A 26,751-nucleotide genomic window follows, 5' to 3' on the forward strand; every position below is an offset into this window, starting at 1 on the left:
TTGAGGAACCTATAATGAGAAACATAAATGTCCAGTTAAATCCCCTCTCAGATATAGAGAAACTTCAAGTAGAATTAGTAGAGAGAAAAGGACTAGGACATCCAGATTATATTGCAGATGCAGTTGCTGAAGAGGCTAGCAGAAAGCTTTCATTGTATTATCTCAAAAGATATGGTGTGATTTTACATCATAATTTAGATAAAACATTAGTAGTTGGAGGGCAAGCTACGCCTCGTTTTAAAGGTGGGGATGTAATACAGCCAATATATATTATAGTAGCAGGCAGAGCTACAACAGAGGTAAAAACGGAAAGTGGAATAGAGCAAATACCTGTAGGTACTATCATTATAGAAAGCGTAAAAGAGTGGATAAGAAATAACTTTAGATATCTTGATGCAGAAAAACACCTCATAGTTGACTATAAGATAGGTAAAGGGTCAACTGATTTAGTAGGCATATTTGAAGCTGGCAAGAGAGTTCCGCTATCCAATGATACGAGTTTTGGAGTAGGTTTCGCTCCATTCACTAAGTTAGAAAAACTAGTCTATGAAACGGAGAGACATTTGAACTCAAAACAATTCAAAGCAAAATTACCTGAGGTAGGAGAGGACATAAAGGTCATGGGGTTAAGGAGAGGGAATGAGGTTGACCTTACGATAGCAATGGCAACAATTAGTGAACTAATAGAAGACGTTAATCATTATATTAATGTAAAAGAACAAGTAAAGAACGAAATCCTAGATCTAGCATCAAAGATAGCACCAGACTATGATGTAAGAATTTATGTTAACACTGGGGATAAGATAGATAAGAATATACTTTATTTAACAGTGACTGGTACTTCTGCTGAACATGGGGACGACGGAATGACAGGGAGAGGAAATAGAGGTGTTGGGTTAATAACACCAATGAGGCCTATGTCATTAGAAGCTACTGCTGGAAAGAATCCCGTTAATCATGTTGGTAAATTGTATAACGTTTTAGCTAATCTTATAGCTAATAAAATAGCTCAAGAAGTAAAGGATGTGAAATTCTCGCAAGTTCAAGTTCTTGGACAAATAGGAAGACCAATAGACGATCCTTTAATAGCTAATGTTGATGTAATTACTTATGACGGAAAACTTAATGACGAGACTAAAAATGAAATAAGCGGAATTGTAGACGAAATGTTAAGTTCATTTAATAAGTTAACTGAACTAATATTAGAAGGAAAAGCTACTCTCTTTTAACCTTTTATTTCTATATTCATCAATTATTCTTTTTATATCAATATCCTTAGATCTTTCTATTTGTAGTTCTTTCCGTAATACTTCCAGATCATTCAAGACTTGTTTATCTAATATTATAATCTCCTTATCTACATATTCTGCTATCTCATTGTTAACTTTTTCCTCCCCAATGTAAATGTTATTTCCATCAAAGGTTATACCATTAACTTTACTATTCCTCTTAACGACTATTACTTTTCCATTTAATAGATTATATAGCACTTCCTTTAGTTTCTCAATTTGTTTCTCGTCATAACGTAATTTATTCTCAAGTTCATTTATCACCTTGTATGCATTCTGTAGGTTTAGATTTAGCTCGTAAATCTTCCTGTCCCTCTCCACTTCTTTATTAATATGCAGTTTAATGTCGTCAATCTTCCTTATTAATGAATCCCTTTCATTAATGAGATTATAAATTATCCTCTTATAATGCATTAGTTCCGACTTTAGCCTTTTATTTTCCTCTTCTAATTTAGTTAATTTATTTACATTTTGAGTAGTATCTTTTTCCTTTTGTTTCTCCTCTATTTTATTATTATCATCTTTTCTGATAATTTTTTCAATTTCCTTTTCTACACATTCAGATACCGTAGTACCAAATATTACGCAATCATAAATACGATTTTCGTCTATTACATCAATATCTAATCTACTGATGAAACTCTCAATTTGCCTTAATTTGCTTTCTATCTCATTATATGCCTTTAAAGCAGCAGCTAATGAGTCTCTAATATGGGGATTATCTATTTTTAGCTTATGTAGCTTAGAGTACTCGTCAATAAGTCTTTGTTTTTCATCTATGCTTAGACTTTTTTCCGGGATAAATATTTTAGCGTTAAATTTACTAGCGATCTTTTTTACAGTGTCTGGCAATGGATTGACATCAGTCGCTACTATTATTGCTTTTCCCTCTTTAGAGATTAAGGAGACGATTTCATCTCTATCGATGTTTCTTCTTGATATTAATAGAATTGGTCTGCCATAAATATCAATTATTGATAGGCCAACTTCTGTACCAGGATCTATTCCAACAATTAATCTTCTTTCAGTTCTTTTATCCTTAAATTCAATCTTATTTTTATATATTGGCTTAATATCTACTACTACGTCATGGCCTTTCATTTTTCTTATAATTCCATAGAGTCTTTCTCTAGGAGTATAAACTATGAATACTGCTCCCTCAATTCCAGCTCTGGACCTCCTCACTATCATATCGTAATCAAATCCTTTCATGTCAAGTTTTTCCTTTATCTCCTTAGCTACTCGAAGAAGGGTTCCTCTAATATATCTTTTATATCTATTTTGACTCATTCCTCCTGGGCCTAATGCTCTTCCCCTTGACACTACTATTTTAGTACGTTTTTCTTCAATTTTTATACTAGTTCCATATCCTTTTAAAACTAATAACGCATCTAAATATGCAGTTTTTTGTGGTGATAATTTTCCTTGTACTTCGTACCCTATTTCCCTAGCTAATTCCTTTATTTGTTTAAATTCTCCATTATGATATGTGACTTGAACGATGTTAGTATTTTGGGGTAATAGTTTCACGATATTAATGATCTCTTTATCACTTTCTCCTAATTCGTAAATATTGTCAGTCGCTAATATATCAACGTTGTATTCCCAACATAATCTAATAACTCTACTTAAACTTACGTTTTCTGCTTTATAGACTATTTTCTCGTTCTCGTCAATAATAATAACTGAGTATAGTGGCTGTGACTTAGAGGAAGGGCTTTCCATCGCCTCTATATCAATTCCCATAATCTTCATGATACCCCTCTTACATAATCGAAAATCTTACGGATATCTATATCTATTCCATATTTTCTAAAAAACATTATAAGATTTGATAGATCTTTTTCTAATCTTTCCTCAGATTTTGTTGCTTGTGGCCAATCAATAAGATACGGATTTCCATTTTTGTCTATAAGTACATTATACGGGCTTAGATCTCCATGTGTTATGTTACAAATAGTGTAGGCTATCCTCATGGTTTGTAAAATCTTTTCAAGGATCTCATCTAAGTTTAGATCTAGATTATTAACAGGTACTTTGTAAAGCTCTATTCCATCGATATATTCCATTGCCACTGCGTTATACTCTACTCCTAATGGCTTAGGAACATAGCCCCCTTCATTACTTAAACATGTAAGAGCTTCATACTCCCTTTTAGCATTTTCCACGGTAATTGAAAGCCAACTTTTCTTTTCCAAGCTTTTTCTAAACTTAACTTTCTTATAACTATCCGTACCAACTCGATGAAACTTAACTATTATTTTATTATCATTAAAATCATACCCATAATATACTACGCTTTCTTTTCCAATTCCTACTATCTCTGCTAATCTATTCAAGATTTTATTCACAAATAACAGTTTTATTCCCAAAATATCTAAGCCAGAAAAGGTTAACCTAAAAGATAAGTCTGTTGGATTTTTGAAAATAAGCCTAAGCTCAGATAATTTCATTAAGGATATTTTAAGTTCTTTATCGTCTTTAATATCTAATTTTCTTTTTAAGGAATTAAAACTAACAAATTCGTTTTTATCTCTAAGACTATATATTGTTTTTAACAATATATAATCAAAGGGCCCCACTAGTGATGCTTTCTCCGCCAGTGAAAGTCTCATTCCTATTTTATATTAGTTTTTAACTATTATATGTTATACTTGTCTTAACTATCTTACTCTTACCTGGAATTTTATCTTCAATATCTGTTTTTAATGCATTTAGCCCTTTTATGTCTGGTAAAGCACTACTAAATATTTTTATAATCTTTTGGGCTATTCTCTCTTTATCGTCATCACCTGGAGCTATGATAGCATAGTATTTAGTCTTAGCTGAAACGGTTTCTTCGCTTCCCACTATCACTGATACACTGTTTTCACTTAGTATAAGGCCTATTGCCAATTGTAGTTTAACGTTCTTTACGAAATTCTTTTTTCCATAAATCATGAATGAACCTTTATTCAGATATTCTCCACTTGGTGGCGATTTAGAGACTTGATTACCTAGAACCCAGAATACATCAACAGAGGCTAAACCTACTTTCCATGCTTTTGAGTAACTTGCAGCAATTACTGCTGCATCATAGATATCATCTTCAAGGATTGTATTATTTTCTTGTGCTATGATAATTGTCGCTGGAGCACCTGCGATATCTGCATGGAGAAATATATCCTTATCCCTTAGGTATTTTTTAACTATACTTTCATTTTGACTTGCATCTTTTCCTGCAATTATTAAATATCCGTTTCTTGAAATGCTCCATCTGTATTTTTCATACCATTCCTTTTTCCTTAGTACCAGTTTTATCTCATTTTGTTTTTCTATTTCTTGCTTCTCGATTTTCTCTAATTTTTCTTTTAATTCATCTAAACTTTCAAGAGCCTTTTCAATTTTTCTTTTATATTCCTTAGCTTCGTCAAAAAATCTCATCGCGTTTTTAGTAGCTGAAAGTGAAGTATCTAATTCAATTTCAACTCCATCTAGATTAAGTTTTATCTTTTTACTTTTTGGTTTATTGTCTAATAATAACTGATCTATTTCGTAAGCTTTGGAAAGTATAATATTGCCTAATTGTCTATAACTTTTTTCTTTGTTTTCATATTCTTTTATACTATCCTCTATTTGTTTAATTGTGGTTATCATCTTCTGCTTCTCTTCTGAGATTTTTCTGGAGGATTTTTCAGATAACTCCTTTTGAGATATGGTATAGAAATAATCGTCTATTGCATCATTGAATCTTTGGTATTCCTTGCACCCATCAAGAGGAAAAGGAACTACAGTTGTATCTTCTATAAGACATGGTTTTATTTCTCCATTAATGAGTGAAATCTCCAAGTTTTTTATTTTTTCTCTTATCAAGTTAATATCTGGTGTAGTGCTTTGCAAACTAAGATAGTTTACTACTTCTTGTGGGATTCCTAAGGCTTTTGCTATGCTCCCTTTCTTAATTAACTTTTCTAATTCCTCTTTATTAGGTTCGACCGTAGGTGGAGGTTTATATGTTTCCCCTATTCTTATGAGCCTATCTTTGAATTCTTTATATTCATTTGCAAATAATATTTTATCATTTTTATCTACTATTACCAAAACTCCTCTAGGTAGTAGTTCTACTATTATCTTTTTCTCATCCCTTTTAAGTTCTAGAATTAATATCCTTTCTTGGTTTAATATATGTATATTTGTAATTATATCTCCCCTAATTAATCCTCTTAGTGCAGTTATTTTTGTTGAAGAAATTTTTGGATAATTATATTTCGTTATGTTTATTCTTTTACCTGGCTCTATAATTAATTCTTGGTCTCTTCCACCACAATGTAATTTCAGAATATATGTATCTTCAGTATTTTGTACTAAGAAAACATTATCTATTATACATCCTTCTACCGCTTTTCTATTTTCTGTAATCCATGCTATTAAATCGAAGTACGTCATACTGTTTTTTCTCTGTAATTTTATATTCTGAGAGCTCATTCATTAGACATGTGGAAATAGAAGATAAAATATTAATTATGCGAGGCATTTTAGGAATTGTAGCCGGAGGTATCTCAACAATATTTTATTCATCGATTTATATACTTGCAGTAATAATCTCCTTTTATGTCTTCTCAGCAATGCTTTCACTTTTCTTATTTAGGGAAAAAAGGGCAAGAAATGTCTTTGGCAAAGGTACCGGAATATATCTTTCTTCATGGTTTGTAAGTTTACTATTAATTTACAATCTCGCATTGAGATGAGGATCATGCTAACGCAAAAATTCGTTGTAGATAGTATGCTTGGTAAAATTGCAAGATGGCTAAGAATTATGGGTTATGATACATTATACAGTAATGATCTTGAGGATTGGAAGATTCTGAAGATTGCTGAGACGCAAAAAAGAATTATTGTAACTAGAGATAGAGGTATTTATAACCGTTCTCTCAAAAGGGGATTAAATTGTATTCTACTTTCACCGGATTCCGATATAATACAAGATTTGGCTTTTATTGCATTTAGATCCAAAATTGATTTATCTGTAAATATAAACGCCACTAGATGTCCTCAGTGCAATTCAGTTTTGAGTAAGTTGTCAGAAAGTAGGTGGACGTGCCCTAAATGCAAGAAAGAGTATTGGAAAGGTAGGCATTGGAAAACAATTGAAGAGGTAATAATTAAAGCTAATTCTGAGCTAATAAAATTGGAAGCTAAAAATGATTCAAGGGGATCTAGTACAGATACAAGAGTTAAACAACGAGATAGGACGGTTGCTAATAGAAATAGCTAGAAAAGCCATTAAAGAAGAATTCAAGTTAGACAAGTTAGATTTGAGTAACTATAATAATTCCATTTTAGACAAAAAAGGTCTAGCTTTTGTAACTTTGGAGAAAATTACGTATAACATGAGTTCCTTAAGGGGTTGCATAGGTTATGTTGAAGCAGTTGCTCCTTTAAAGCAGATAGTAGCGTCTGCAGCTAAAGCTGCTGCTTTTTCAGATCCAAGATTTAATCCGCTACAAAAGGATGAATTATCAGAAATTATTATTGAGGTTACAGTGTTAACAAAACCAGAAGAGATAAAGGTAAAAGATAGGTGGGATTTACCTAAGATCATAAAAGTTGGAGAGGATGGTTTAATAGCTGAAAAAGGTATTCTCCATAGTGGCCTTTTACTACCTCAAGTTCCCATGGAATATTGTTGGGATGAAGAAACATTCTTGGCAGAAACTTGTATTAAAGCTTCTTTAGAACCAGATTGTTGGTTAGATAATTCGGTCAGAATTAAAAGATTCCATGGAATAATATTTAGAGAGACTAGACCAGATGGAAGTGATATTATAGTAGTAAAACCAAGTGATATTAAATGTAAATTAAACGAATTATTAAATAATTTTTGAGGATATTATAAGCTAAGAAGAGGAACTTCGATTATGACTTATACAATAATCCTCGGAAATAAAACTCTTTCTTCTTGAATAAATACTTAAAAAATATAATAATTATAAAGTAGGACCAACGAGATTTAGATAAAAAGCTCAGAAATACTTTTTTATGCCAGTAGTGAGATGTTGTATATACGGTGTTAAAGAATGGAACAAGAATATGCCGAACTATTTAGTGATGAAGTTAAAAACGCATTACAAGACGCATTAAAAGATATGAGAAATCCCGTAGATGTTTATGTATTCGTAGACAGTGAAGACTCCAATTGTCAATATTGTAGTGTCACTACTAAATTTCTGGAATTTATAGCTAGTGCAGCACCAAAAGATGGTAATGGTAGTTTATTAAAGGTTCATATAGTGGATAGAGCAAATCAAAATGACAGAAAGATTTTCGAAGAGTTCAATGTGGAGAGAGTTCCTACTGTGGCATTTTATAATGGATATATTAGATGGACAGGAGCTCCGTTAGGTGAGGAAATAAGAGCATTAGTTGAGACTATAGTAAGGCTTTCACAAGGCGAGAGCGGTTTAAGTCAAGAAACTGTAGAAGCTATAAAATCTAAACTGAACGGTAAAGTAAAGATAGAAACTGTTGTCACACCATCTTGTCCATATTGTCCATATGCAGCGTTAATGGCACACATGGTTGCTTTTGAGGCTTGCAGAGCAGGGAAGTGTAATGTTGTATCTGATGTAGTAGAAGCTTATGAAAATCAAGATATTGCTGAGAAATATCAAGTAATGTCAGTACCATCTATAGCTATAAATGAATCTGTAGAATTTATAGGAGTACCATACGAAGAGAACTTTATCAATGCAATTTTAGAAAAGCAAAAGATAAGCTAAAAACTCTTTTATCACAGTATCTATTAAATAGTATAGTAGAGAGTAATGAGGATAATTTCAATAAAGCTAACAGAGGAGGAGTATAAGGAGTTAGAAGAACGAGCTAGAAAAGAAGGTTTCGTTTTATTAAGCGATTTCGTTAAATCACTTATTTTCTCTACTTCATCTTATTCTCATGGTTCTCAAGTAGATAATGCGCAAGTTGTATCAAGAATAGAAAAAAAGATGCAAGACATGATCAATCCTTTTACTTCTCAGATTGATGAACTTAAGCAAAAAATAGCAATATTAACGGAAAGAATAGAGATATTAGAGGAAAAATTAGGTGAAAGTAAGGACACTACGAAAGATATGAATAAAAAACCAAAAAAGAGTTTTGAATCTAAATCTCTTAACATAAAATCTGAACCTCAGCATAAGAAGACTGCAATAGATATACTAAGAGACCAAGGTGTGATATATGAATCTGAATTAAAGTTAAATAACCCAGATGCATTTTTTGATAAATTAGAAACTCAAGGAGCAATAGTAATAACAACTGACCCAGAGAGGATAGCTATAGATTCTAATTTCTATGAGGAATTTAAGAAGAAAATAGCTAGCATTTCTACTTCAGATGAGATAGAAGTTCAAAAATATTTGACAAAACAAGAATACAAGTTGTTCCAAAAACTTAGACAATATAGTGTTATATACTTTGATGCTGATAGTAAAAGCTGGAAATTTGTGAGTTAAATCTAGGTAATGTAACTCCTTTTTGTCCTTGATATTTTCCTTGATATGGGTATTCCACTGGCGTAAGCGTTCTGGCAAAGATCAGGTGGATAAATCTTGTACTTCTCTTTAATTTTACAGGAAAAGACGAGCCTACAACTTCTATTGTAACTTGTCCTTTAAATCCTGCATCAACTATTGTAGGTGGGATAAATAGACCTAATCTAGCGAACGTTGACCTCAGATTTACGAAAGCCATAACATCATTATTCAACTCTATATACTCTTCAGTTGTTAAAAGCACATGTTCGTAGGGCTGGATTATAAATTCCTCTCCTTTCTCCGTTTGGAAGAATGAAGGATCGGGATTATCTGGATCAAACACTTTATCAGTTTTTTTGAATCTAGCTATTTCATTACCTACTCTTAGGTCAACTCCGTTTTCCCTTACTGTATCCTCCCTTAAGGGCTGGATTTTTATCCAGCTTTTCTCTAAATAATACTTCAAATCCCTATCAGATAGAATCATATTAAAAATATTGTAGTTATAAAGGGTTAAAAACCAGTACCTTCCTATATTCATATTGCATAGGTGTTCAGAGTAACTCTGACTCTTCATCTGAATTCGGTAATTGCCGAGTATTCATCATCCATGAAATGATTATAAATAACTGCAGATAATATAAATTAATCTATGGAGTTTAAAGTTATTGCCGAATACTTTGATAAATTAGAGAAGATATCTTCAAGGCTCCAGCTTACAGCTTTACTGGCTGATCTTTTAAGCAAAAGCGATAAGGCAATTATAGATAAGGTAGTTTATATTATACAAGGCAAATTATGGCCCGATTTTCTAGGTTATCCAGAGCTTGGAATTGGAGAGAAATTCTTAATAAAAGCAATTAGTATAGCTACGAACACAGATGAAAATTCAGTAGAAAATCTCTATAAGTCAACAGGTGATCTTGGAGAAGTAGCTCGAAGGTTGAAAAGTAAGCAGCAAAGTACAGGAATTTTAGGTTTTTTGGGTACTTCAAGTAAAGAGAGCTTAACAGTGGATGAAGTTTACTCTACGTTATCTAAGGTGGCATTAACTACGGGAGAGGGTAGTAGAGATTTAAAGATAAGATTACTGGCAGGATTGTTAAAAAAGGCAGATCCGTTAGAGGCCAAGTTCCTAGTTAGATTTGTTGAAGGTCGACTTAGAGTTGGTATAGGAGATGCGACAGTTTTAGATGCTATGGCAATAGCTTTTGGCGGGGGGCAATCAGCATCAGAAATAGTTGAAAGAGCTTATAATCTTAGGGCGGATCTAGGAAACATTGCAAAAATTATAGTAGAGAAGGGAATTGAAGCCTTAAAGACTCTAAAACCTGAAGTTGGAATACCAATTAGACCGATGCTAGCTGAAAGGTTATCAAACCCTGAAGAAATATTAAAGAAAGTAGGTGGAAGTGCACTAGTCGATTATAAATACGATGGAGAGAGGGCCCAAATACACAAAAAAAGTGACAAAATTTTTATATTTTCGCGAAGATTAGAGAACATTACTTCTCAGTATCCAGATGTAGTAGAGTATATTAGTAAATACGTTGAAGGCAAAGAGTTCATTATAGAAGGAGAAATAGTGGCTGTAGATCCAGAAAGCGGTGAGATGAGAGCATTTCAGGAGTTAATGCACAGAAAGAGGAAGTCAGATATTTACGAAGCAATTAAAGAGTACCCAGTAAACGTATTTCTCTTTGATTTAATGTATTATGAAGATGTGGATTATACTACAAAGCCATTAGAAGTTAGGAGAAAATTGTTAGAAAGTATTGTAAAACCAAACGACTATGTAAAAATAGCTCATCATATTCAAGTTAATAATGTAGAGGATCTTAAATCGTTCTTCTATCGAGCAATATCTGAGGGTGGAGAGGGAGTAATGGTGAAGGCAATTGGAAAAGATGCAATATATCAAGCCGGTGCTAGGGGTTGGTTATGGATAAAGCTTAAACGTGATTATCAAAGCGAGATGGCTGATACAGTAGACTTAGTAGTTGTTGGTGGTTTCTATGGGAAGGGTAAAAGAGGCGGCAAGATAAGCTCACTATTAATGGCCGCATACAATCCTAAGACTGATACTTTCGAATCTGTTTGCAAGGTGGCTAGTGGCTTCTCAGATGAGCAACTTGATGAGTTACAGAAGAAGTTAATGGAAATAAAGAGGGATATAAAACATCCTAGAGTTAATTCTAAGATGGAACCAGATATATGGATAGAGCCAGTTTATGTAGCGGAAATAATTGGAGCGGAGATAACAATATCTCCTTTACATACTTGTTGTCAAGACGTCGTAGAGAAGGATGCTGGTTTATCTATAAGATTTCCTCGATTTATAAGATGGAGAGACGATAAAAGTCCAGAAGATGCTACAACCACTGATGAGATACTTGAAATGTACAACAAGCAGCCTAAGAAGAAGATCGAATCACCACTTGTAGACGAGAGCGTTTAAAATATATCGGGGCTCTACATATGGTATTAATGTGCAGAATCTTGTAAAGATACTTCCTAATGGGGCTATTTTAATCGGTGAAAAATTTACTATTGATGGACATTATGAACGTCCATTCAGGGTTGTGACGCATTTTCATGCTGATCATATAATGGGTCTTGAGAAAAGTATTTCCATCTGTGATGGTATAATTGCAACACCCATTACGTTAGATATATTAAATCTAGATTATGCCATACCACCAAGAAAGGCGTTTGGTTTAAATTACGATATAAAAATGACTTTTGATGACGAGACTATTGTACTAAAGAAGTCAGATCATGTAATAGGTTCTGCGCAAGTTCTTATTACACTTAAAAACGGTTTAGAAATAGGGTATACTGGTGATTTTAAGAATCCAGATAAAGGTACTCCTATACTCCATCCAGATATTTTAATAATTGAAGCTACATATGGCAAACCGGATTTCAGAAGGCCATTTAAAGATGATGTGGAGAGTCTATTTGCAGATTACGTTAGAGACGCGCTTATGAATGGTCCAGTGAGAATCTACGGTTATCATGGGAAATTACAAGAGATAATGCTTAGCTTGAGAAAAATGGGTATTGACGCTCCTTTTATAGTAGGTGGCAAAATTTCCAAGATGACCAATATTGCAATAAAGTACGGCTATAACATAAGCCAAGTTTTTGATGAGAGTCAAAGTGAGGCTAGAGAAATAATGCGTGATGACTGGTATATTTCTTTTTCTCATTATAATGAATTCAAACGAAGAAATGGTAAATATTTTAATTTCTTGTTAAGTGGGTGGGAATTTAAGGATGTGGTGAAAAAGATTGATGAAAAGTCGTATACAGTATCCTTTAGCGACCATGCTGATTTCGACGATCTCATATATTACGTGGAAAGAACTTCTGCGAAGTATATCATAACTGATGGCGGAAGGAGAAGCTATGGTAAAGAGCTAGCTGAATACATTTCCAAAAAATTAGGCAAAGTAGCGGTTAGTATGCCGTAGATCAAATTAGTGCCATTCAGGTTTAAATTGCAAATTCACTATATTTCAAAAACTATGACGAATTTAATTGGGTGAAAACGGTTTATAAAAGGGAATACATGCCTAATCGTGTTAACACTTTTATATTTATACCATTCACAAATTACAATTCGCAATGGATCCCAGAATCGCCCTCAAATTACAAGTGTCTCATTAATTAACTTATTTAACTTAAATCTGGAAGGCGAGAAAATATCTATAAATTTATTCTTGTAGTTATCTGCAATTAGATCAGCCATTATTTTTCCAGAGTAAGGAGCGAACATCATGCCGTGGCCACTATAGCCTGCGTCAATAAATAGACCTTCTGGCCAATCATCAGAATACCCCATAATTTGAGAACTGTCTGGAGTCATCTCATAATAACCTGACCATCCTCTCAATACTCCTATACCCTCTATTCCCTTTATTAATTGCGTTATACCTTTGAGAAATTTTATGGTGTTAGATATTGATATTGTGAACTCCTCAAATTTATATTCCCTTTTATCTTCTATTCCACCTATGATCTCTCCTTTTAATGTCTGTGAGAAATAGATTTGAAGCTTAGAGTTTATAATTAATGGTTCGATAAAATATCTTAATGGTTCTGTTATATATATCTCTTTTTTCTCTGGAAATATAGGTATTTTTATTCCGATACTGGATAATATTTCACTACTCCACGCCCCTGCAGTAACTATAACCTTATCGCCATACAATTCTTTTCCACTACTTAGTTTTACGCCTTTTATCTTGTTATCATCTTTTATTAGCGAGACCACTTTATCATAAATCATTGAAACCTTATCCTTGATTGAATAATAGTAGCTGTACAATATGTAATCATGATGAAACGCGCCATCTTGAGGTGCCAAGTAACATTGTCCTTCAAATTTTATGTAAGAATACCGATCTTTACATTCTATAAATTTCCCTCCTATATTATATGAGCTCCAAAAACTATCTAGTTTTTTGAATGAACTATACTCTTTTTCTTCGTTAATGATCCATAGATATCCAGTTCTTAATAGTAACGAATTATACTCAAGTTCCTTTGATTGTTTCTTTAAATAATTTATCGCATTAATGGCATACTCTACGTTTTCCTTACTGTAAAAATGATATCTATATCTAGATGCGTTCCTACTGCTCGATCCATAACCAATTCTTTTCCACTCTATTAGTGTTAGATCTTTTTTATCATAGCCCTTTTTTACTAGATGGTATGCTAAACTTAAACCGTGGGAACCAGCTCCAACAATAATTATCATTCAGATCACCATTCTATACAGAGGAGTTCTAAACGTTATAAGTTGCCTATCGCCTAGAAAACTTCCTAGGGAATATGTACATAATTTTCCTTGGCATTCTCCTGTACCCAAACCCGTAGTTCTTTTTATTTCTTCTACTTTACTAAATCCTCTACTTACTTGTATCTTAACTTCGCTTAGGGTAATATCCTCGCATTCACATACATACCCTTTACTTCCATAAATGTATGGAGAGGTATTTCTTTTGGGATTTTTTTGTTGGTAATAATCATAAATATATGTATAATCTTTTAAATTATTTATGAATTCATCCAAGTATTTCTCATCAACAGCTGCTTTTCCACTCAAAAATGAGGTATACTCGTCTGAAATTCCACGCATTCCTCCAACTATGTAAACGTTTTCATAAGCCTTTCCATCCATAGAGTGTATTGGCATATAAACATGGAAATACTCATTAAAATCATATGGGATCCCAATATTATACGAATGATCTATTTTTGGTTGCTTAATTATTGCATAAACTAAAATATTTGAACTAAATGTTCTTTCGTCAGTTGTTATCTTTAACATCCCACCTTTTTCCCTTCTCACTTGCAAGTTATTACTATTTATTATTTCAACACCTAGCTCATCTATTAACTCCCTATAATATTTTGACAGAAACAGTATACCGTTATTGATTACAATTTTCTTTTCAACTTTAAATAGCACTTTTACTATGTCATCACTATTCCCTAAAGCAATTACATTCGTAAGTTGATTTCCGTATCTTAAGTAAAGATTCTTTGATATTATACCGGGTACGTCATTTCCATCGAAAATTGGTGGAATATATCTTCCGCCACTTGCTAAAAAGATTCTTTTAGCCTTTATCATTAATATCTTACTCTTCGTAAGAAATCCTATTCCTTCATCAAATTTACCTAATAAAACTCCCTCTAGAATTTTATCCTTATTTTCGTTAACGATATCCTTTAATAACTTAGAGAACTCATATTTATTAGTTTGTGGTAATGGATAGGGTATATGAGTGTTCCATTCGATATCAGATGATATTAAGATCGTTTTCTCTTCCTTATTTATTTCTGATAAGACTCCTAACCCAGAAGTCCCTCCTCCTATAATTATATTCTGTACTTCAAGGAATTCCAACTCTTTTTGGTCATTATTACTTGTTATTGAATCTGGTAAATTAATGAAGTGTTTAGAGTAGGTTTTTACTAGGCTTGGGAATATTCGTAATAATTTGCTATGTAGGATACTAGTATCAATTGGTATCTCAATTTTCTTCACATATTTTTTAGTCTGTGTATCATGACATAAGTCAATTCTTTTTCCGTTCTCTATTATCTCGTTATATGGTAAGCCTGGCTCACAATCTTTCATGCTTCTAGGTCTTCTATGCCTTTTGCTTAGTATTATCGGCATATCCATTTTTAAGGACCTCATTTATAATTTTCCCATCAGATTTATAATTTATTCCATACAGTTTCAATATTGTAGGCGTAACGTCAACTATTTTCATGTCTATTCGTTTCTTAGTGAAATTTTTCCCATATAATATTACAATCCCATTAATATCATCATTTCTATAATACCCATGGTCCGCAGTAGTCGTATTATAAGGGATGACGTTTTCAAATATTGTATTTTTTTCTATATTGCTTGAGATGGAGTATTTTGGATTAACGCCATTGATTATTATATCGCCTTGTCTATCACTTGCTGGTGTCTCATTAGAATAAATTACGGTAAATATCCTTTCTCCAGTTTCGGGATCTTCTAATCTTTCTAAGTTAATAGTCAAATATTTAATTAATTTGTTAAATTCCTTTTTGCTTACTATTCCAAATTTCTCCCTCTCTTTTAGGTTAATTCTAATAATTCCTCCACCACCATAATACGCCTTAGTTCTCTTCCAATCTATTTTCTTATCATCGACTATTTTTAGTACATTAAGCTTTTCTAAAAATTTATTAAGATATAGCCTCTTTTTTACCTTATTTATTCCATGATCTGAACAAATAATAATATTATCAGCTAATTCGATATGGGCTTTCACAAAGTTATCTGTCATCTTATATACTTGGAAAATATAATCTAATGATCTTGAATCGTCTATACCATAAAGTAGGTGTTGTATATTATCTACTATCGGTAAGTATGTTATTGCGAAATCCCATTCTTCACGTTTAAGCAGAAATAACGAATAGTTATAGAAAAAATCATATGCAAATTTTAAAGTTTCATAATATTCATTAAAACCGATTATATTAGACTTTAGAGAAACGTAATCACCATCTAGTATCATTCCGTATTTCTTAACAACGTTCTCCCATACTTCGTTTTGTAACTCTTGACTATTTGACCAACTAGGAATTAGAAACGATATTGGTGTGAGATAAATCCCATTACTTAGGCCCTTTAATCTAAACGTTCCTTTCATTTCCTTTCCTTTACATCTCATTATTACCTCAAGTGGAGCTGTCCATTCATTTTGCTTCAAATTTAATGACAAGGTATTATTCTCGATATCAGTTATTTTTATAGTATACTCCTCATTATTATTCTCGATACTAAAATTAACTTCATTTATAGTTGTATTGCCAATCTTAAGAAAAGCTCCCTCGCTACACTCTTTAATTTTGGATTTATAGGGATCAAACAAGATAAGATTTTTTAGTTTCCATTTATCCGGTAAGGCTTGCGGTGCTGAGGTTACTATTACTTTATATTCTTTTTTCGCTAAGAGGTACCATATTGGATCAACCTTTAATGGTATACTACTATGTGCTGATAGCGGTTTACTTAGACTATAGCCTTTTATGAAGATCTTTGTGGAAGTTATTCCATGATTTGCTGGTAAGTATCCCGTGAATAAAGATGCCAAAGCTACTGGTGTTATTGTGGGGAAAACACTCTCTAGTTTACCAAAGCTCCCATTTTCAACAAGATTATTCATAGTATCTAAATTATATCTAAATTGGTTAAAAACAGCATAACTAACTCCATCAATGACTATTAATAATGTCTTCAAATCACGCACCTATTCTTTGTATATTTTCTTTTCTAGGTCTTTTCTTATATTTTTTGGAGAAATCATATTAATATGAGATCTTTTTAAATTACCCTTTTTATCAAAACTTATCGCGAATTCATAAATACCTATTTGATTTTCATATTCACCGAACACATCGTATCTATCTTTAAAGCCTTGATAATACTTAATTTGAAGACTACTATCAACTATTGTATTATCAATCTTTTTAAGAACTTTAAGCGTCAAATCTTTCATTTCATCCATTTCGTTTCATCTCCACCAAAATAGTTTCTATAATGCCTTTGATAGAATGTGTCTTACTTTCTATTATTTTTACCTCATTATTAACCCGTTTCAAAGTTTCCGTTGTCATCGGACCTATGCTATATACTATAATCTTACACTTTCTACTAATATAAGGGCCAATTAGCCTTGCCATTAATGAGCTAGTAAATGCTATGGCATCGACTTCACATTTAGCTAGGATTTTTGACACTTCATTTATATTATCTCCGATTATTTCCGAATCATATACATAGATCTCATCATATTTAATTTTGCCATTAAGAAGATTTTTCATATCTTCAGAAGCTTTTTTACTCCTTATGCTGAGCACACTATTTACCTTATCTTCCAAGATTCTTCTAGCTAGTTCTACGCTTGTAAATTTTTCTGGAGTTATTGGATTTATACTGTACATTCTCGTTAGTAACTCTGAAGTTTCTTCTCCTATGGCGTATATCTTACGATTTTTAATGAAGAAATATTCTTTAAAACAAATAACTGAATTTCTACTTGTAAATGCAAGGGCCTCATAATCATAGTTCGGTAATGAATACTGGATACATTTTATTTTAAAAATAGGTATGTTTAGAACCTCAATTCCATTTTTCTGAAGGATCATAAGCTTTTCATTGAGCTCCGCATCTTCGTTATCGGGCCTAAGGAATAATATCCTCATTCTTCATCTCCTTCTTTAGTAACAAGCCTAATTCAGACCCTATAGTATATGGGTCTCCTGGCTTGCTAATGGATAAAGTAATTTTTTTCTTTCCATCACTATAACTTGCAATACCATAAAACTCTTTTCCTTCTTTTTTAAATAACACCCCAATTGGAGAATGGCAACCTCCTCCAACTAAACTAATTACTGCTCTTTCTGCTAACGCCTCATCTAATGTGTCTTTATGATTAATTTCTTTGAATATCTCTTTTATCTTCTCATCTTTTTTTCTTCCCAAGGCTACTATAATACCTTGATTGGCTTCTGGAGTAAAGTCATAAACATTAAGTCTATGATAATTTATACTCATATTGAGCCTTTTTAAGGAGGCCTCAGCTAAAATTAAGCCTTGATATTCTTTTGACAGATATTTTCTTATTCTAGTATCTACGTTGCCTCTAATATCTTTCGTATTTATTTCTGGCTTGATATATTTAAGAAAGTTTTTCCTTCTTATGCTACTAGTACCTATAGTGATATTTGAATCCAACTTATCTAGATTCTTCTCTGCAACTAGTACATCGTATGGCGGGTCTCTTTCAAGTACTGCAAATATCTCAAGATAAGGATTTATTTCTGATAAAATATCTTTCATGCTGTGTACTGCAATATCAGCTTTTCCCTCTAATACAGCCTCATTAACTTCTTTTTCAAACACTCCTTTCCCTAGTTTACTTAGTGGATCATTAGAAAATAAGTCAGCTTTTGTCTTTATATCTATTATTTCGTACTCTATTCCAATTTTCTTTAATTTTTCTCCTAACATATCAACTTGTATTCTACTTAGTTTACTTCCTCTTGCTGCTATTCGGATTTTCAACTTAATTCGCCTATTACTTTCACAAGTTTATCTATAGTATCGTTAACTACATCATCTTTGTGTGAAGCTGAAGTGAAAATTGTCTCATATTGACTTGGAGGAATGAAGACTCCCTCCTTTAATAGTCTCTCATGGAACTTTATGTAATACTCCTTATCAGCCCTTTTTGCATCTGAATAATTTCTAACCTTGTCTATTCCGAAAAATACTTGAAACATACTTCCAACATGATTTATTGTATGCTTTATCTTTAGCAACCTTTCTAATTCCTCTACAAGAGTCTTAGCGGCTTTGTTTGCAATATCATATGGATATTCTTTTTCAAGTTCTTCTATTGTAGCAATTCCAGCGATCATGGATATGGGGTTGGCGTTAAATGTACCAGCATTAAATACTTTACCAGCAGGTGTGAAATTATCAACGATTTCTGCTTTACCTGCTACTGCACCTATAGGGAAACCGCCACCTATAATTTTACCTAGTGTTGTTATGTCTGGATAAATTTGATAGTAAGATTGTGCTCCACCTATATTGATTCTAAAACCAGTTATAACTTCATCGAAGATTAATAATGAATTGTAGGACTTTGTAAGTTCCCTTACTCCAGATAAGAAGTCCTTTTCCGGTAAGATTACACCAGCATTGCCCATAATGGGTTCTAAGATTACTGTAGCGATGTCCTCATTTCTTAATTTTTTATCTACGCAATCGAGATCGTTAAACTCGCATACTTCTACTGTTTTTATTATTTCAATTGGAACACCATCAGAAGTTGCAACGTTATATTCTGTAGCAGCACTTCCAGCTTCCACAAGTGCATAATCATGAGCTCCATGGTAATTTCCACTAAACTTCAGTATTTTACTTCTTTTTGTATAGCCTCTAGCTAATCTTATAGCTGCCATTGTAGCTTCAGTTCCACTATTTACAAATCTTATTTTCTGAGCTGATGGTATATGCGAACTAATTTTTTTAGCTAATTTTATTTCTAATTCACTAGGAGTTCCGAAAAGCCAACCTTTTTCTAATTGTTCAACTATTTTCCTCTTTACAGATTCCGGAGAATGACCTAAAATTAGAGGTCCGTAACCCAATACATAGTCAATGAACTTTTTACCATCGACCGTGTAAATATAAGCTCCTTTCCCTCTCTCCACATAAAATGGGAATGGTTTTACTGCAGCTCTAACTGGACTATTTACTCCTCCCGCAAATAATTGCTTAGCTTGAGCCCACATTTCCTCACTATTCAAAACAGCACACCTTCTTTTATCCATCTTGCGATATCGTTAGCATAATAAGTAATAATTAAATCAGCCCCTGCTCTTTTTATTGCGGTAGCAATTTCCAATACGGCAGTCCTTTCATCTATCCATCCATTAATTGCTGCTGCTTTTATCATGCTATATTCACCACTAACATGATATGCCGCTAGAGGATATTCTGGGAAGTGATCTTTTACTAATCTTATTACATCTAAATATGTATGAGCAGGTTTAACCATTAAAATATCAGCTCCTTCCTCTATATCTAATCTAGCTTCTTTTAGTGCTTCAAATGCGTTCCTAGGATCCATCTGATACCCTCTCCTATCTCCAAACGCTGGTTTAGAGTAAGCTGCATCCCTAAAAGGACCATACATTACTGAAGCGTACTTTACACTGTATGACATTATCAATGTATCATTGTAACCAGCTCCATCTAGCGCATCTCTTATAGCCTTAACAACACCGTCCATCATGCTTGATGGGGCTATAATATCTGCTCCAGCTTCAGCTTGGCTTAATGCAATCTTTGCATGAATCTTTAGGCTTTCATCATTATCTATTACATAACATCCGTTATTATATTTCACAAGACCGCAATGACCATGAGACGTATACTCATCAGTACACTCGTCTGTGATGACTATAATCTTATCCTTAAAACTATCTTTTATTATTTTTACTGCCCTCTGTATTACACCATTTTTATCATAGGCTGATGATGCTATCTCGTCTTTATAAGATGGAATTCCAAACAATATAATACTTCGAATACCATTTTCATAGCTATCTTGTACATAATTGACTAACTTATCATTTGGTGGATATCTGTACACTCCTGGCATTGAAGTAATTTGTTCTGGCTCATTTATACTTTCCTTTATAAATATTGGAAGTACTAAATCGTCTTGAAAAAGAGTCGTTTCAGCTACTAGATCTCTTACTAATTTGTTTTTCCTTAATCTTCTTGGTCTCAAAACTGGGAATGTTACCATCTTTAAAAATATCGATTAGAAAGTTAATGTAGTTGATTGAATTTTCCCCGTCAAATACTAGAGATCTTACATTGTCAAAAAGGGGCTGAAACGATTTTTTCATTATTGATCTTGTCATCAAATCTAATATTTCCTTAACTTGTTGATTGTTTATTCCAAGTTTTTCAAGTTCTTTATAGGCTCTTACTATTTCATTTTCTCTTATAGTTTCTACACGTTTCATTATCTTTGACATAAATTCACTATAAATTTCTTTTTTGTAATCATAGATTAATTCGTCTATTCCATCTTCTACTAATTTATTAATTTTAACTAACTCCTCTTCTCTAGCTTTAAAGTTGAGTTTTGATATTTTTTCTAATTCTTCTAGGGTAATTACATTATTCCCAGTAAATAAGGGAGGGACAGTTATATCAACAATTAGTGTGTTCCATTTGTTTTCCAGTCTAAGATTCTCATGAGAAATTGATATAAAAGCAATATCGAAGCTACCTAACTTGTCTAAATCTAATTTCTCGTAATTGTAGCCAAATTTTAGGGCAAGTTGTTTTGCCTTTTCTACTGTTCTATTCATAATGGTAACATTCTTGACTCCTTCATTGTATAACATATTAGCTATTTTCTGTCCCATTTCACCAGCGCCTACTATTACAATTTTTCTATCATGGAAGTCATTAAATTGCCTTTTAGCCTCATCAATAGCAAGGGAATATATACCAACTTTCCCCTTGGAAATACTAGTCTCTTCTCTAACTTTTCTACCTACTTTAATTGCTCTTTCAAAGAGTATTTGTAGATACTTTCCACTAAATCCTAATTTTTTAAACATATCAATAGTCGATCTAATTTGAGATAAGATTTCATACTCTCCAATAGACAGAGAATCAGCACCACTGGCTACTAGAAATAGGTGTTTTATGCTATCTTTACCGCAGAGCACTCTAGCTTGATTTCCAATTGGTTCATTATGCACATTATTTAAATATTGGATTATCTTATCTATCTCATTTATTGTATTTGAATTTGAATATAAGTATATCTCAACTCTATTACATGTTTGTAGAATAGTAAATTCAGCATTGATCAATTGTCTTAAGGACTTTATTTCCGTTTCTCTAAAATAATATAAGTGAAGATTACTTATCCCTATAGTTTTGTATGTAAATAAAATCGAACAATAGTTTTGTAGTAACTCCTCATTACTGGTCATTAATTATCTCCTCCGCTCTGTGTAAGGCTTTTTCTATTAATCCATTAGTAGCATAATATTTGAATTTTTCATCATTATATATTTTATGATAAAAGGAATATCTAACAGACGGATCAGTTACTTTTTTCTTTAATAGAGTTTTTACATCGTACATTGCACTCAATAAATTTCTCATTTCTGGACTATTAGCAATATTAATTGTTTTCGATAAGATTTCTTTAGCTAGGATACTAGATTTTCCTTTAGTAGTTATAGCTATTTCCATATCATTGTCAGAATAGAATATTGGCACTATAAAGTTGGAGTTCTCCGGATTAGTGGGATTATTACAAAGTTTTCTTAAATTTTTAGCTATATTACAAAGTTTCTCATTGAGCTCAAAATTATTCGTACAAGTCAAAATTATATCGTATTTTTCTATTATACTAGCATCTATTTTATTTGCATCTTCCTTAATTAGTCTTATATCCGAGTTGAGAAGATCTTGGGAGAAATCTAAACTTATGACGGATACATTAGCTCCATATTTCTTAAAAGCTAGTGCTCTTTTTGTACCTACTTTGCCTCCACCGATTACAAGTACACGAAAATTAGAAAGATCTATAAAAATTGGATAATAATCCTTTGTGATCACAAGGTAGTAGATATAAATGGATAACTTTAAGTTTAACTTTAAACTTCTAAAACCACCTATCTAATCCGGTTTGTCTAGAAGCTCCTTTAGCTTCTCTTATTGCTTTAATTAATCTTTCAATTCCATTCTTAACTCTTTCCTCACTGAAGTTATGTTCATTTACTAATATGTCAACTATATCCTTCTCATTGGGTTCATTTAAATCCAAGGTTTCTTCTGGTTTCACTACTTGTGGTTTCAAAAATAAACTTCTAATCTCATCAATATTGAAAGTAATATCTCTTTTTGAAATTTCTCCATATTCTATTGCCTTCTCTATCTTGCCGTATTTTTTAATTATCTTTAGTGCTCTTTCTGGCCCTATTCCCTTAATTCCATCAGGGTTATAATCGGTCCCAATTAATATACTTATATCAATTAATTGTTCTCTTGTTATTCCTAATTTCTTAAGTAATAATTCAGTTTCTATTAATTCTGGTTTTATATCTATATATACGTCCTTGTTAGGAAGTTTTCTTTTACCAGTGATTGTCAAATTTCTTACTAATCTCTTAGCTCCAAAAAGAATCGAGTCGTAATCTTGACTCGCCGCTGCCCAGCTAAATCCTAATATATTTAAATATGCAGCCTCAGCTTCTCCTTCGGAAGGTGCTTGAACTATAGGTATTCCCATAGCTCTCAACAAGTTTTTACTTTCCTCTACCATCATATTGGATAGTCTAAGTATAGCTTGAGAATATTTCCTTAGCTCTTCTATTTTCCCTTCACTCTTAGCTCTCTCTAACTTTCTCTCAGCTTCTTCTTTTATTTTTCTCCTTCTTTCTAACTCTTCACTTTTTTGCTCTGGTGGTTTGCCGTCAAAGACGTAGATCGGTATAACACCCTCTTCTAGGATATTTATCGTTCTATAAAATAATCCACTTAGGTGGCTGGTTATCCTTCCATGGGAATCCATTAAGGGAGTTCCATCCGGTTGTCTTATCGCTGCTAAAAATTGATATAATGCATTATATCCATCAATACTTACCTTCTTCCCTTTAAGCTCAGAAAATGAAAGTTCTCTTTTTACGTCTTTTACTAGATCTGCTAAATCTACTCCTATTCCTTATCACCTAAGTATGTTATCATTCTTACATTTTCTTTAATTAGTGAAACCGATATATAACCTCTAATCTCCAATGCCATTAACGCTTTTAAGAAATCATCATAAGATACCTCATAATTTGTTGAATTTTTCACTTCTTTAAAAAGATCATCATCTCTTATATTACTATTATTTTTTCTTATTTTATCCAAAATAATATTATATAATGGTACACTTCTCCACATTGATTTCACGCATATGTACTTGGTTTAACTGTAGTTTTGGGCAATTGCTGTCTGGCTTTTTCTACCCAGTTTTGATAGAATTGCAGCATATCTTGCGTAACTGATGGTTTAACTTTCCTCATAGCTTCTTCGAAATGTCTCAAGGAAACCTTAACCCCGTTAACCTTCATACACTCTTTCATAGTTTTATCTTTGCACTCAGTGTCAGTGGGTTTACAATTCTCGTTGGTTTTCTCTATACATATTTTCATACTCTCCCTTATAGCTCTCATTGTGGCTTCTCTTACTAGTGCAGCTAAATCAGCTCCGGTATAACCTTCAGTCTTTTCAGCTACATCCTCTAAGCTGATATCCTCCCCTAACACTATGTTCCTAGTATGAACCTTTAATATTTCTATTCTTGCCCTCTTGTCTGGTGGAGGTACGTAAATTAATTTCTCAAACCTTCCTGGTCTTAATAGTGCTGGATCTAAGATATCTGGTCTATTGGTTGCAGCTATTACTACTACGTTTTCTAATTTTTCAATTCCATCCATTTCCGCTAATAGTTGATTTACTATTCTCTCCGTTACTCCAGAATCGTAAGAGATTCCTCTTATTGGAGCTATTGAATCTATTTCGTCAAAGAATATTACAGCCGGCGCGTACATTCTAGCTTTTCTAAATATTTCCCTAACTGCCTTTTCACTTTCACCTACCCATTTGGATAATATTTCTGGTCCTCTTACTGCTATGAAGTTTGCTCCGCTTTCAGTTGCAACAGCCTTTGCAAGCATTGTCTTTCCAGTTCCTGGCGGACCAAATAACAATATACCCTTAGGTGGTTCTATACCAGAATTTTGGTATAGCTCTGAGTATTTCAGAGGATATTCAACTACTTCTTTTAACTCCTCTTTTATTTCTTCGAGGCCACCTATATCTGTCCATTTAACCTCTGGAACTTCTATGTAAATTTCTCTTAAGCCACTTGGTACTATTTCCTTGAATGCGTTTATGAAATCTTCCATCTTAACTTCCATAGACTCTAATATTTCTGGAGGTATCTTATCCTGATTCAAATCTATCTTTGGCAAGTATCTTCTTAAGGAATTCATTGCAGCTTCTCTTACTAGTGCAGATAAGTCAGCACCAGTATATCCATGTGTCATATCTGCAAGTTTCTCTAGGTCAACATCTTTAGATAGAGGCATATTCCTTGTATGGATTTGTAATATTTCCAATCTTCCTTGTTTATCTGGTAACGGTATTTCTATCTCTCTATCAAATCTCCCTGGCCTTCTCAAGGCTGGATCAACAGCACTTGGTCTATTGGTTGCAGCTATTACTATTACGTTTCCTCTATTTTCAAGACCATCCATTAGAGTGAGTAACTGTGCGACAACTCTTCTTTCTACTTCTCCTATCACTTCGTCTCTTTTCGGTGCTATTGCGTCTATTTCATCTACGAAAATAATTGCAGGAGCATGTTTTTTAGCGTCTTCAAATATTTCCCTTAATCTTTGCTCACTCTCTCCGTAGAATTTGCTCATTATTTCCGGTCCATTAATTGAAGTAAAGTATGCATCAGTTTCGTTAGCTATTGCTTTCGCTAGTAACGTCTTTCCAACTCCAGGAGGACCATATAATAATATACCCTTGGGCGGTTCTATTCCTAATCTCTTAAATAGTTCTGGATGTCTTAAAGGCAATTCGACTAACTCTCTGACTTTTTCTATGATATTTTTCATTCCACCTATATCCTCATATGTGACTCTAGGATATCTGGAAGGTTCTACTGGCTTATCAGATATGCTTATTATCGTATCGTCATTCACTAGAACTATACCTGCTGGTTTAACCTGGACTACAGTAAACGGTATGGCTTGCCCTAGGACAGGAATCAATACCGTATCTCCTTCAACTAGGGGGAATTCTTTTAATCGCTTCTTAACGTAACTAATGAACCCTGGGTCTACAGTAATTGAGAAGTTAGATGGTGCTAATTTTACTGTGCTAGCTGGCTTTACAACTGCTTTTCTTACTATAACCTTATCTCCAATTGAGACTCCAGCGTTTTTCCTGGTGATTCCATCCATTCTTATTATATCCTTTTCTCCAGTTGTTGTATCCTCAGGCGATAAAGGCCATGCAAGTGCAGCAGTCTTTCTCGTTCCTTCAATTTCAACAACGTCACCTGGGCTTACATCAATTTGCGATAGTAAATCAATATCAATTCGCACTTTTCCTCTTCCGACATCTTTCTGTCTAGCTTCCATTACTCTAAGTATTAACTCCTTTCTTTGCGGTTTCTGTTCCTCACCAGAACTAGCGCTCAATTTTTATCTCCAAAATATTTTAGCGTATAAAGGATATATAAGAACTAACGTACCAAAGAGTTTATTAGAATCCTAATCTTGTTATCCCTACTACTTCGGCATGACTAACTCCTTGTATATTATTTACTACTTCTTCTAAATTGTCTGTCCCTCCTTCAGTCTGCTCAGGCATTTGAACATATAGAATCAACGCATTTAGGCCAAAAGCTATAGGTTCGGTTTCCTTTCTAATAATTGTATATTCTTTAGGTAATTTATTGCTTATATCTGTGTACAAATTATCTAAATTAACTTCATCACTGTCCGGAAATACTTTAAGGACTACTAACACGTCTGTCATTTTAAGCTACCCCTTAAGGTCCCTTAAATCCGCAGTTCGGACAAATATATTCTACTCCTTGTTTTCTGCACATGTGATCTCTTCTTATTAGCACTTCACCGCAGTTGGGGCAGTAAAATTCTACTCCCTTCTCTCTTGGATGTATTATTTTCCCACAACTTGAACATATTGGTGGTTCCACTTCTTCCCTAATACTTAGCTTAACTGACATATCTATCTTCCCCTT

The 26,751-nt window shown here is 33.1% G+C and carries 27 protein-coding genes; 8 read left to right on the plus strand and 19 right to left on the minus strand.

Annotated features, from left to right (window positions below; genetic code table 11):
- The first annotated feature begins 14 nt into the window (after positions 1–14).
- Entirely contained in the window at positions 15–1,229 is a 1,215-nt protein-coding gene (locus tag J5U23_RS00565) for a methionine adenosyltransferase (protein WP_218258979.1), read from the plus strand.
- Here the strand turns inward: J5U23_RS00565 and J5U23_RS00570 are convergent.
- The 3 genes from J5U23_RS00570 to rqcH are packed head-to-tail and all read right to left on the minus strand — an operon-like array spanning position 1,203 to position 5,753.
- On the minus strand, positions 1,203–3,044 hold the full coding sequence (locus J5U23_RS00570) for a DUF460 domain-containing protein (protein WP_218258980.1): 1,842 nt from the start codon (positions 3,042–3,044) through the stop codon (positions 1,203–1,205). The genes J5U23_RS00565 and J5U23_RS00570 overlap by 27 nt on opposite strands.
- Complete coding sequence (locus J5U23_RS00575) at positions 3,041–3,904, minus strand: serine/threonine-protein kinase RIO2 (protein ID WP_218266610.1); 864 nt, start codon at positions 3,902–3,904, stop codon at positions 3,041–3,043. Before J5U23_RS00575 ends, J5U23_RS00570 begins: the two co-directional genes overlap by 4 nt.
- 19 nt (positions 3,905–3,923) lie before the next feature.
- The gene (gene rqcH / locus J5U23_RS00580) at positions 3,924–5,753 is read right to left on the minus strand and encodes a ribosome rescue protein RqcH (protein WP_218266611.1); all 1,830 of its coding nucleotides are present in this window, start codon (positions 5,751–5,753) and stop codon (positions 3,924–3,926) included.
- Between the two features lie 11 nt (positions 5,754–5,764).
- Between rqcH and J5U23_RS00585 the strand changes: the two genes are divergently transcribed.
- The 5 genes from J5U23_RS00585 (at position 5,765) to J5U23_RS00605 (ending at position 8,782) form a co-directional block, all read left to right on the plus strand.
- Positions 5,765–6,016, plus strand: coding sequence for a hypothetical protein (locus J5U23_RS00585; RefSeq protein ID WP_218266612.1), 252 nt, complete (start codon positions 5,765–5,767; stop codon positions 6,014–6,016).
- The gene (locus J5U23_RS00590) at positions 6,013–6,543 is read left to right on the plus strand and encodes a Mut7-C RNAse domain-containing protein (RefSeq protein WP_218258984.1); all 531 of its coding nucleotides are present in this window, start codon (positions 6,013–6,015) and stop codon (positions 6,541–6,543) included. Before J5U23_RS00585 ends, J5U23_RS00590 begins: the two co-directional genes overlap by 4 nt.
- On the plus strand, positions 6,470–7,153 hold the full coding sequence (amrA, locus tag J5U23_RS00595; protein WP_218258985.1) for an AmmeMemoRadiSam system protein A: 684 nt from the start codon (positions 6,470–6,472) through the stop codon (positions 7,151–7,153). Before J5U23_RS00590 ends, amrA begins: the two co-directional genes overlap by 74 nt.
- Before the next feature lie 192 nt (positions 7,154–7,345).
- Complete coding sequence (gene pdo / locus J5U23_RS00600) at positions 7,346–8,047, plus strand: protein disulfide oxidoreductase (protein ID WP_218258986.1); 702 nt, start codon at positions 7,346–7,348, stop codon at positions 8,045–8,047.
- A gap of 45 nt (positions 8,048–8,092) precedes the next feature.
- Entirely contained in the window at positions 8,093–8,782 is a 690-nt protein-coding gene (locus tag J5U23_RS00605; RefSeq protein ID WP_218258987.1) for a CopG family transcriptional regulator, read from the plus strand.
- On the opposite strand, the gene dcd is transcribed toward J5U23_RS00605, so the two are convergent.
- Positions 8,736–9,290, minus strand: coding sequence for a dCTP deaminase (gene dcd / locus J5U23_RS00610; protein WP_016730934.1), 555 nt, complete (start codon positions 9,288–9,290; stop codon positions 8,736–8,738). The two genes, J5U23_RS00605 and dcd, sit on opposite strands and share 47 nt — an antisense overlap.
- 165 nt (positions 9,291–9,455) lie before the next feature.
- On the opposite strand from dcd, the gene J5U23_RS00615 reads away from it, so the two are divergent.
- Positions 9,456–11,261 (plus strand): ATP-dependent DNA ligase, encoded by a 1,806-nt coding sequence (locus tag J5U23_RS00615; protein WP_218266613.1) that lies wholly within the window; start codon positions 9,456–9,458, stop codon positions 11,259–11,261.
- A gap of 31 nt (positions 11,262–11,292) precedes the next feature.
- Positions 11,293–12,279 (plus strand): MBL fold metallo-hydrolase, encoded by a 987-nt coding sequence (locus tag J5U23_RS00620; protein ID WP_218258989.1) that lies wholly within the window; start codon positions 11,293–11,295, stop codon positions 12,277–12,279.
- 173 nt (positions 12,280–12,452) lie between these two features.
- Here J5U23_RS00620 and J5U23_RS00625 read toward each other — a convergent pair whose 3' ends face one another.
- The 15 genes from J5U23_RS00625 to J5U23_RS00695 form a co-directional block, all read right to left on the minus strand.
- On the minus strand, positions 12,453–13,571 hold the full coding sequence (locus J5U23_RS00625) for an NAD(P)/FAD-dependent oxidoreductase (protein ID WP_218258990.1): 1,119 nt from the start codon (positions 13,569–13,571) through the stop codon (positions 12,453–12,455).
- A complete protein-coding gene (locus J5U23_RS00630; protein WP_218266614.1) occupies positions 13,572–15,008 on the minus strand; it encodes a (2Fe-2S)-binding protein in 1,437 nt (478 codons plus the stop codon). It abuts the gene before it with no gap.
- Positions 14,974–16,620, minus strand: coding sequence for an alkaline phosphatase family protein (locus J5U23_RS00635; protein WP_218260962.1), 1,647 nt, complete (start codon positions 16,618–16,620; stop codon positions 14,974–14,976). Before J5U23_RS00635 ends, J5U23_RS00630 begins: the two co-directional genes overlap by 35 nt.
- Positions 16,621–16,878, minus strand: a complete 258-nt coding sequence (locus J5U23_RS00640; RefSeq protein WP_218266615.1) for a hypothetical protein — start codon at positions 16,876–16,878, stop codon at positions 16,621–16,623. It lies immediately after the preceding gene.
- Positions 16,871–17,575 (minus strand): uroporphyrinogen-III synthase, encoded by a 705-nt coding sequence (locus J5U23_RS00645; RefSeq protein ID WP_218266616.1) that lies wholly within the window; start codon positions 17,573–17,575, stop codon positions 16,871–16,873. Before J5U23_RS00645 ends, J5U23_RS00640 begins: the two co-directional genes overlap by 8 nt.
- On the minus strand, positions 17,556–18,437 hold the full coding sequence (gene hemC / locus J5U23_RS00650; RefSeq protein WP_218260963.1) for a hydroxymethylbilane synthase: 882 nt from the start codon (positions 18,435–18,437) through the stop codon (positions 17,556–17,558). Before hemC ends, J5U23_RS00645 begins: the two co-directional genes overlap by 20 nt.
- Positions 18,434–19,714 carry a glutamate-1-semialdehyde 2,1-aminomutase gene (hemL, locus tag J5U23_RS00655; RefSeq protein WP_218266617.1) on the minus strand — a complete coding sequence of 427 codons (1,281 nt, stop codon included), beginning with the start codon at positions 19,712–19,714 and terminating at the stop codon, positions 18,434–18,436. Before hemL ends, hemC begins: the two co-directional genes overlap by 4 nt.
- A complete protein-coding gene (gene hemB, locus J5U23_RS00660) occupies positions 19,687–20,697 on the minus strand; it encodes a porphobilinogen synthase (RefSeq protein ID WP_218258996.1) in 1,011 nt (336 codons plus the stop codon). The genes hemL and hemB overlap by 28 nt, the downstream gene beginning before the upstream one ends.
- Entirely contained in the window at positions 20,627–21,907 is a 1,281-nt protein-coding gene (locus J5U23_RS00665; RefSeq protein ID WP_218258997.1) for a glutamyl-tRNA reductase, read from the minus strand. Before J5U23_RS00665 ends, hemB begins: the two co-directional genes overlap by 71 nt.
- The gene (locus J5U23_RS00670) at positions 21,897–22,541 is read right to left on the minus strand and encodes a precorrin-2 dehydrogenase/sirohydrochlorin ferrochelatase family protein (protein WP_218258998.1); all 645 of its coding nucleotides are present in this window, start codon (positions 22,539–22,541) and stop codon (positions 21,897–21,899) included. Before J5U23_RS00670 ends, J5U23_RS00665 begins: the two co-directional genes overlap by 11 nt.
- A gap of 46 nt (positions 22,542–22,587) precedes the next feature.
- Positions 22,588–23,643: a flap endonuclease-1 gene (gene fen / locus J5U23_RS00675; RefSeq protein WP_218260182.1), complete on the minus strand. Its 1,056-nt coding sequence runs from the start codon at positions 23,641–23,643 to the stop codon at positions 22,588–22,590.
- Positions 23,640–23,870 (minus strand): hypothetical protein, encoded by a 231-nt coding sequence (locus J5U23_RS00680; protein ID WP_218260183.1) that lies wholly within the window; start codon positions 23,868–23,870, stop codon positions 23,640–23,642. The genes fen and J5U23_RS00680 overlap by 4 nt, the downstream gene beginning before the upstream one ends.
- Positions 23,871–23,875: 5 nt before the next feature.
- Complete coding sequence (locus J5U23_RS00685) at positions 23,876–26,185, minus strand: CDC48 family AAA ATPase (protein WP_218258999.1); 2,310 nt, start codon at positions 26,183–26,185, stop codon at positions 23,876–23,878.
- A gap of 64 nt (positions 26,186–26,249) precedes the next feature.
- Positions 26,250–26,525: an elongation factor 1-beta gene (locus J5U23_RS00690; protein WP_218266618.1), complete on the minus strand. Its 276-nt coding sequence runs from the start codon at positions 26,523–26,525 to the stop codon at positions 26,250–26,252.
- Positions 26,526–26,538: 13 nt separating this feature from the next.
- A complete protein-coding gene (locus tag J5U23_RS00695) occupies positions 26,539–26,736 on the minus strand; it encodes a zinc finger domain-containing protein (RefSeq protein ID WP_153424083.1) in 198 nt (65 codons plus the stop codon).
- Between the last annotated feature and the right edge of the window lie 15 nt (positions 26,737–26,751).

The organism is Saccharolobus shibatae B12 (genome assembly GCF_019175345.1).
Taxonomy (GTDB): Archaea; Thermoproteota; Thermoprotei_A; order Sulfolobales; family Sulfolobaceae; genus Saccharolobus; species Saccharolobus shibatae.

Coding starts and splice junctions, on each gene's coding strand:
- J5U23_RS00565 (WP_218258979.1), top strand. CDS start 15: ATGAGAAACATAAATGTCCAGTTAAATCCCCTCTCAGATATAGAGAAA.
- J5U23_RS00570 (WP_218258980.1), bottom strand. CDS start 3,044: ATGAAGATTATGGGAATTGATATAGAGGCGATGGAAAGCCCTTCCTCT.
- J5U23_RS00575 (WP_218266610.1), bottom strand. CDS start 3,904: ATGAGACTTTCACTGGCGGAGAAAGCATCACTAGTGGGGCCCTTTGAT.
- rqcH (WP_218266611.1), bottom strand. CDS start 5,753: ATGAGCTCTCAGAATATAAAATTACAGAGAAAAAACAGTATGACGTAC.
- J5U23_RS00590 (WP_218258984.1), top strand. CDS start 6,013: ATGAGGATCATGCTAACGCAAAAATTCGTTGTAGATAGTATGCTTGGT.
- amrA (WP_218258985.1), top strand. CDS start 6,470: ATGATTCAAGGGGATCTAGTACAGATACAAGAGTTAAACAACGAGATA.
- pdo (WP_218258986.1), top strand. CDS start 7,346: ATGGAACAAGAATATGCCGAACTATTTAGTGATGAAGTTAAAAACGCA.
- J5U23_RS00605 (WP_218258987.1), top strand. CDS start 8,093: ATGAGGATAATTTCAATAAAGCTAACAGAGGAGGAGTATAAGGAGTTA.
- dcd (WP_016730934.1), bottom strand. CDS start 9,290: ATGATTCTATCTGATAGGGATTTGAAGTATTATTTAGAGAAAAGCTGG.
- J5U23_RS00615 (WP_218266613.1), top strand. CDS start 9,456: ATGGAGTTTAAAGTTATTGCCGAATACTTTGATAAATTAGAGAAGATA.
- J5U23_RS00625 (WP_218258990.1), bottom strand. CDS start 13,571: ATGATAATTATTGTTGGAGCTGGTTCCCACGGTTTAAGTTTAGCATAC.
- J5U23_RS00630 (WP_218266614.1), bottom strand. CDS start 15,008: ATGGATATGCCGATAATACTAAGCAAAAGGCATAGAAGACCTAGAAGC.
- J5U23_RS00640 (WP_218266615.1), bottom strand. CDS start 16,878: ATGGATGAAATGAAAGATTTGACGCTTAAAGTTCTTAAAAAGATTGAT.
- J5U23_RS00645 (WP_218266616.1), bottom strand. CDS start 17,575: ATGAGGATATTATTCCTTAGGCCCGATAACGAAGATGCGGAGCTCAAT.
- hemL (WP_218266617.1), bottom strand. CDS start 19,714: ATGGATAAAAGAAGGTGTGCTGTTTTGAATAGTGAGGAAATGTGGGCT.
- hemB (WP_218258996.1), bottom strand. CDS start 20,697: ATGGTAACATTCCCAGTTTTGAGACCAAGAAGATTAAGGAAAAACAAA.
- J5U23_RS00665 (WP_218258997.1), bottom strand. CDS start 21,907: ATGACCAGTAATGAGGAGTTACTACAAAACTATTGTTCGATTTTATTT.
- J5U23_RS00680 (WP_218260183.1), bottom strand. CDS start 23,870: ATGTGGAGAAGTGTACCATTATATAATATTATTTTGGATAAAATAAGA.
- J5U23_RS00690 (WP_218266618.1), bottom strand. CDS start 26,525: ATGACAGACGTGTTAGTAGTCCTTAAAGTATTTCCGGACAGTGATGAA.
- J5U23_RS00695 (WP_153424083.1), bottom strand. CDS start 26,736: ATGTCAGTTAAGCTAAGTATTAGGGAAGAAGTGGAACCACCAATATGT.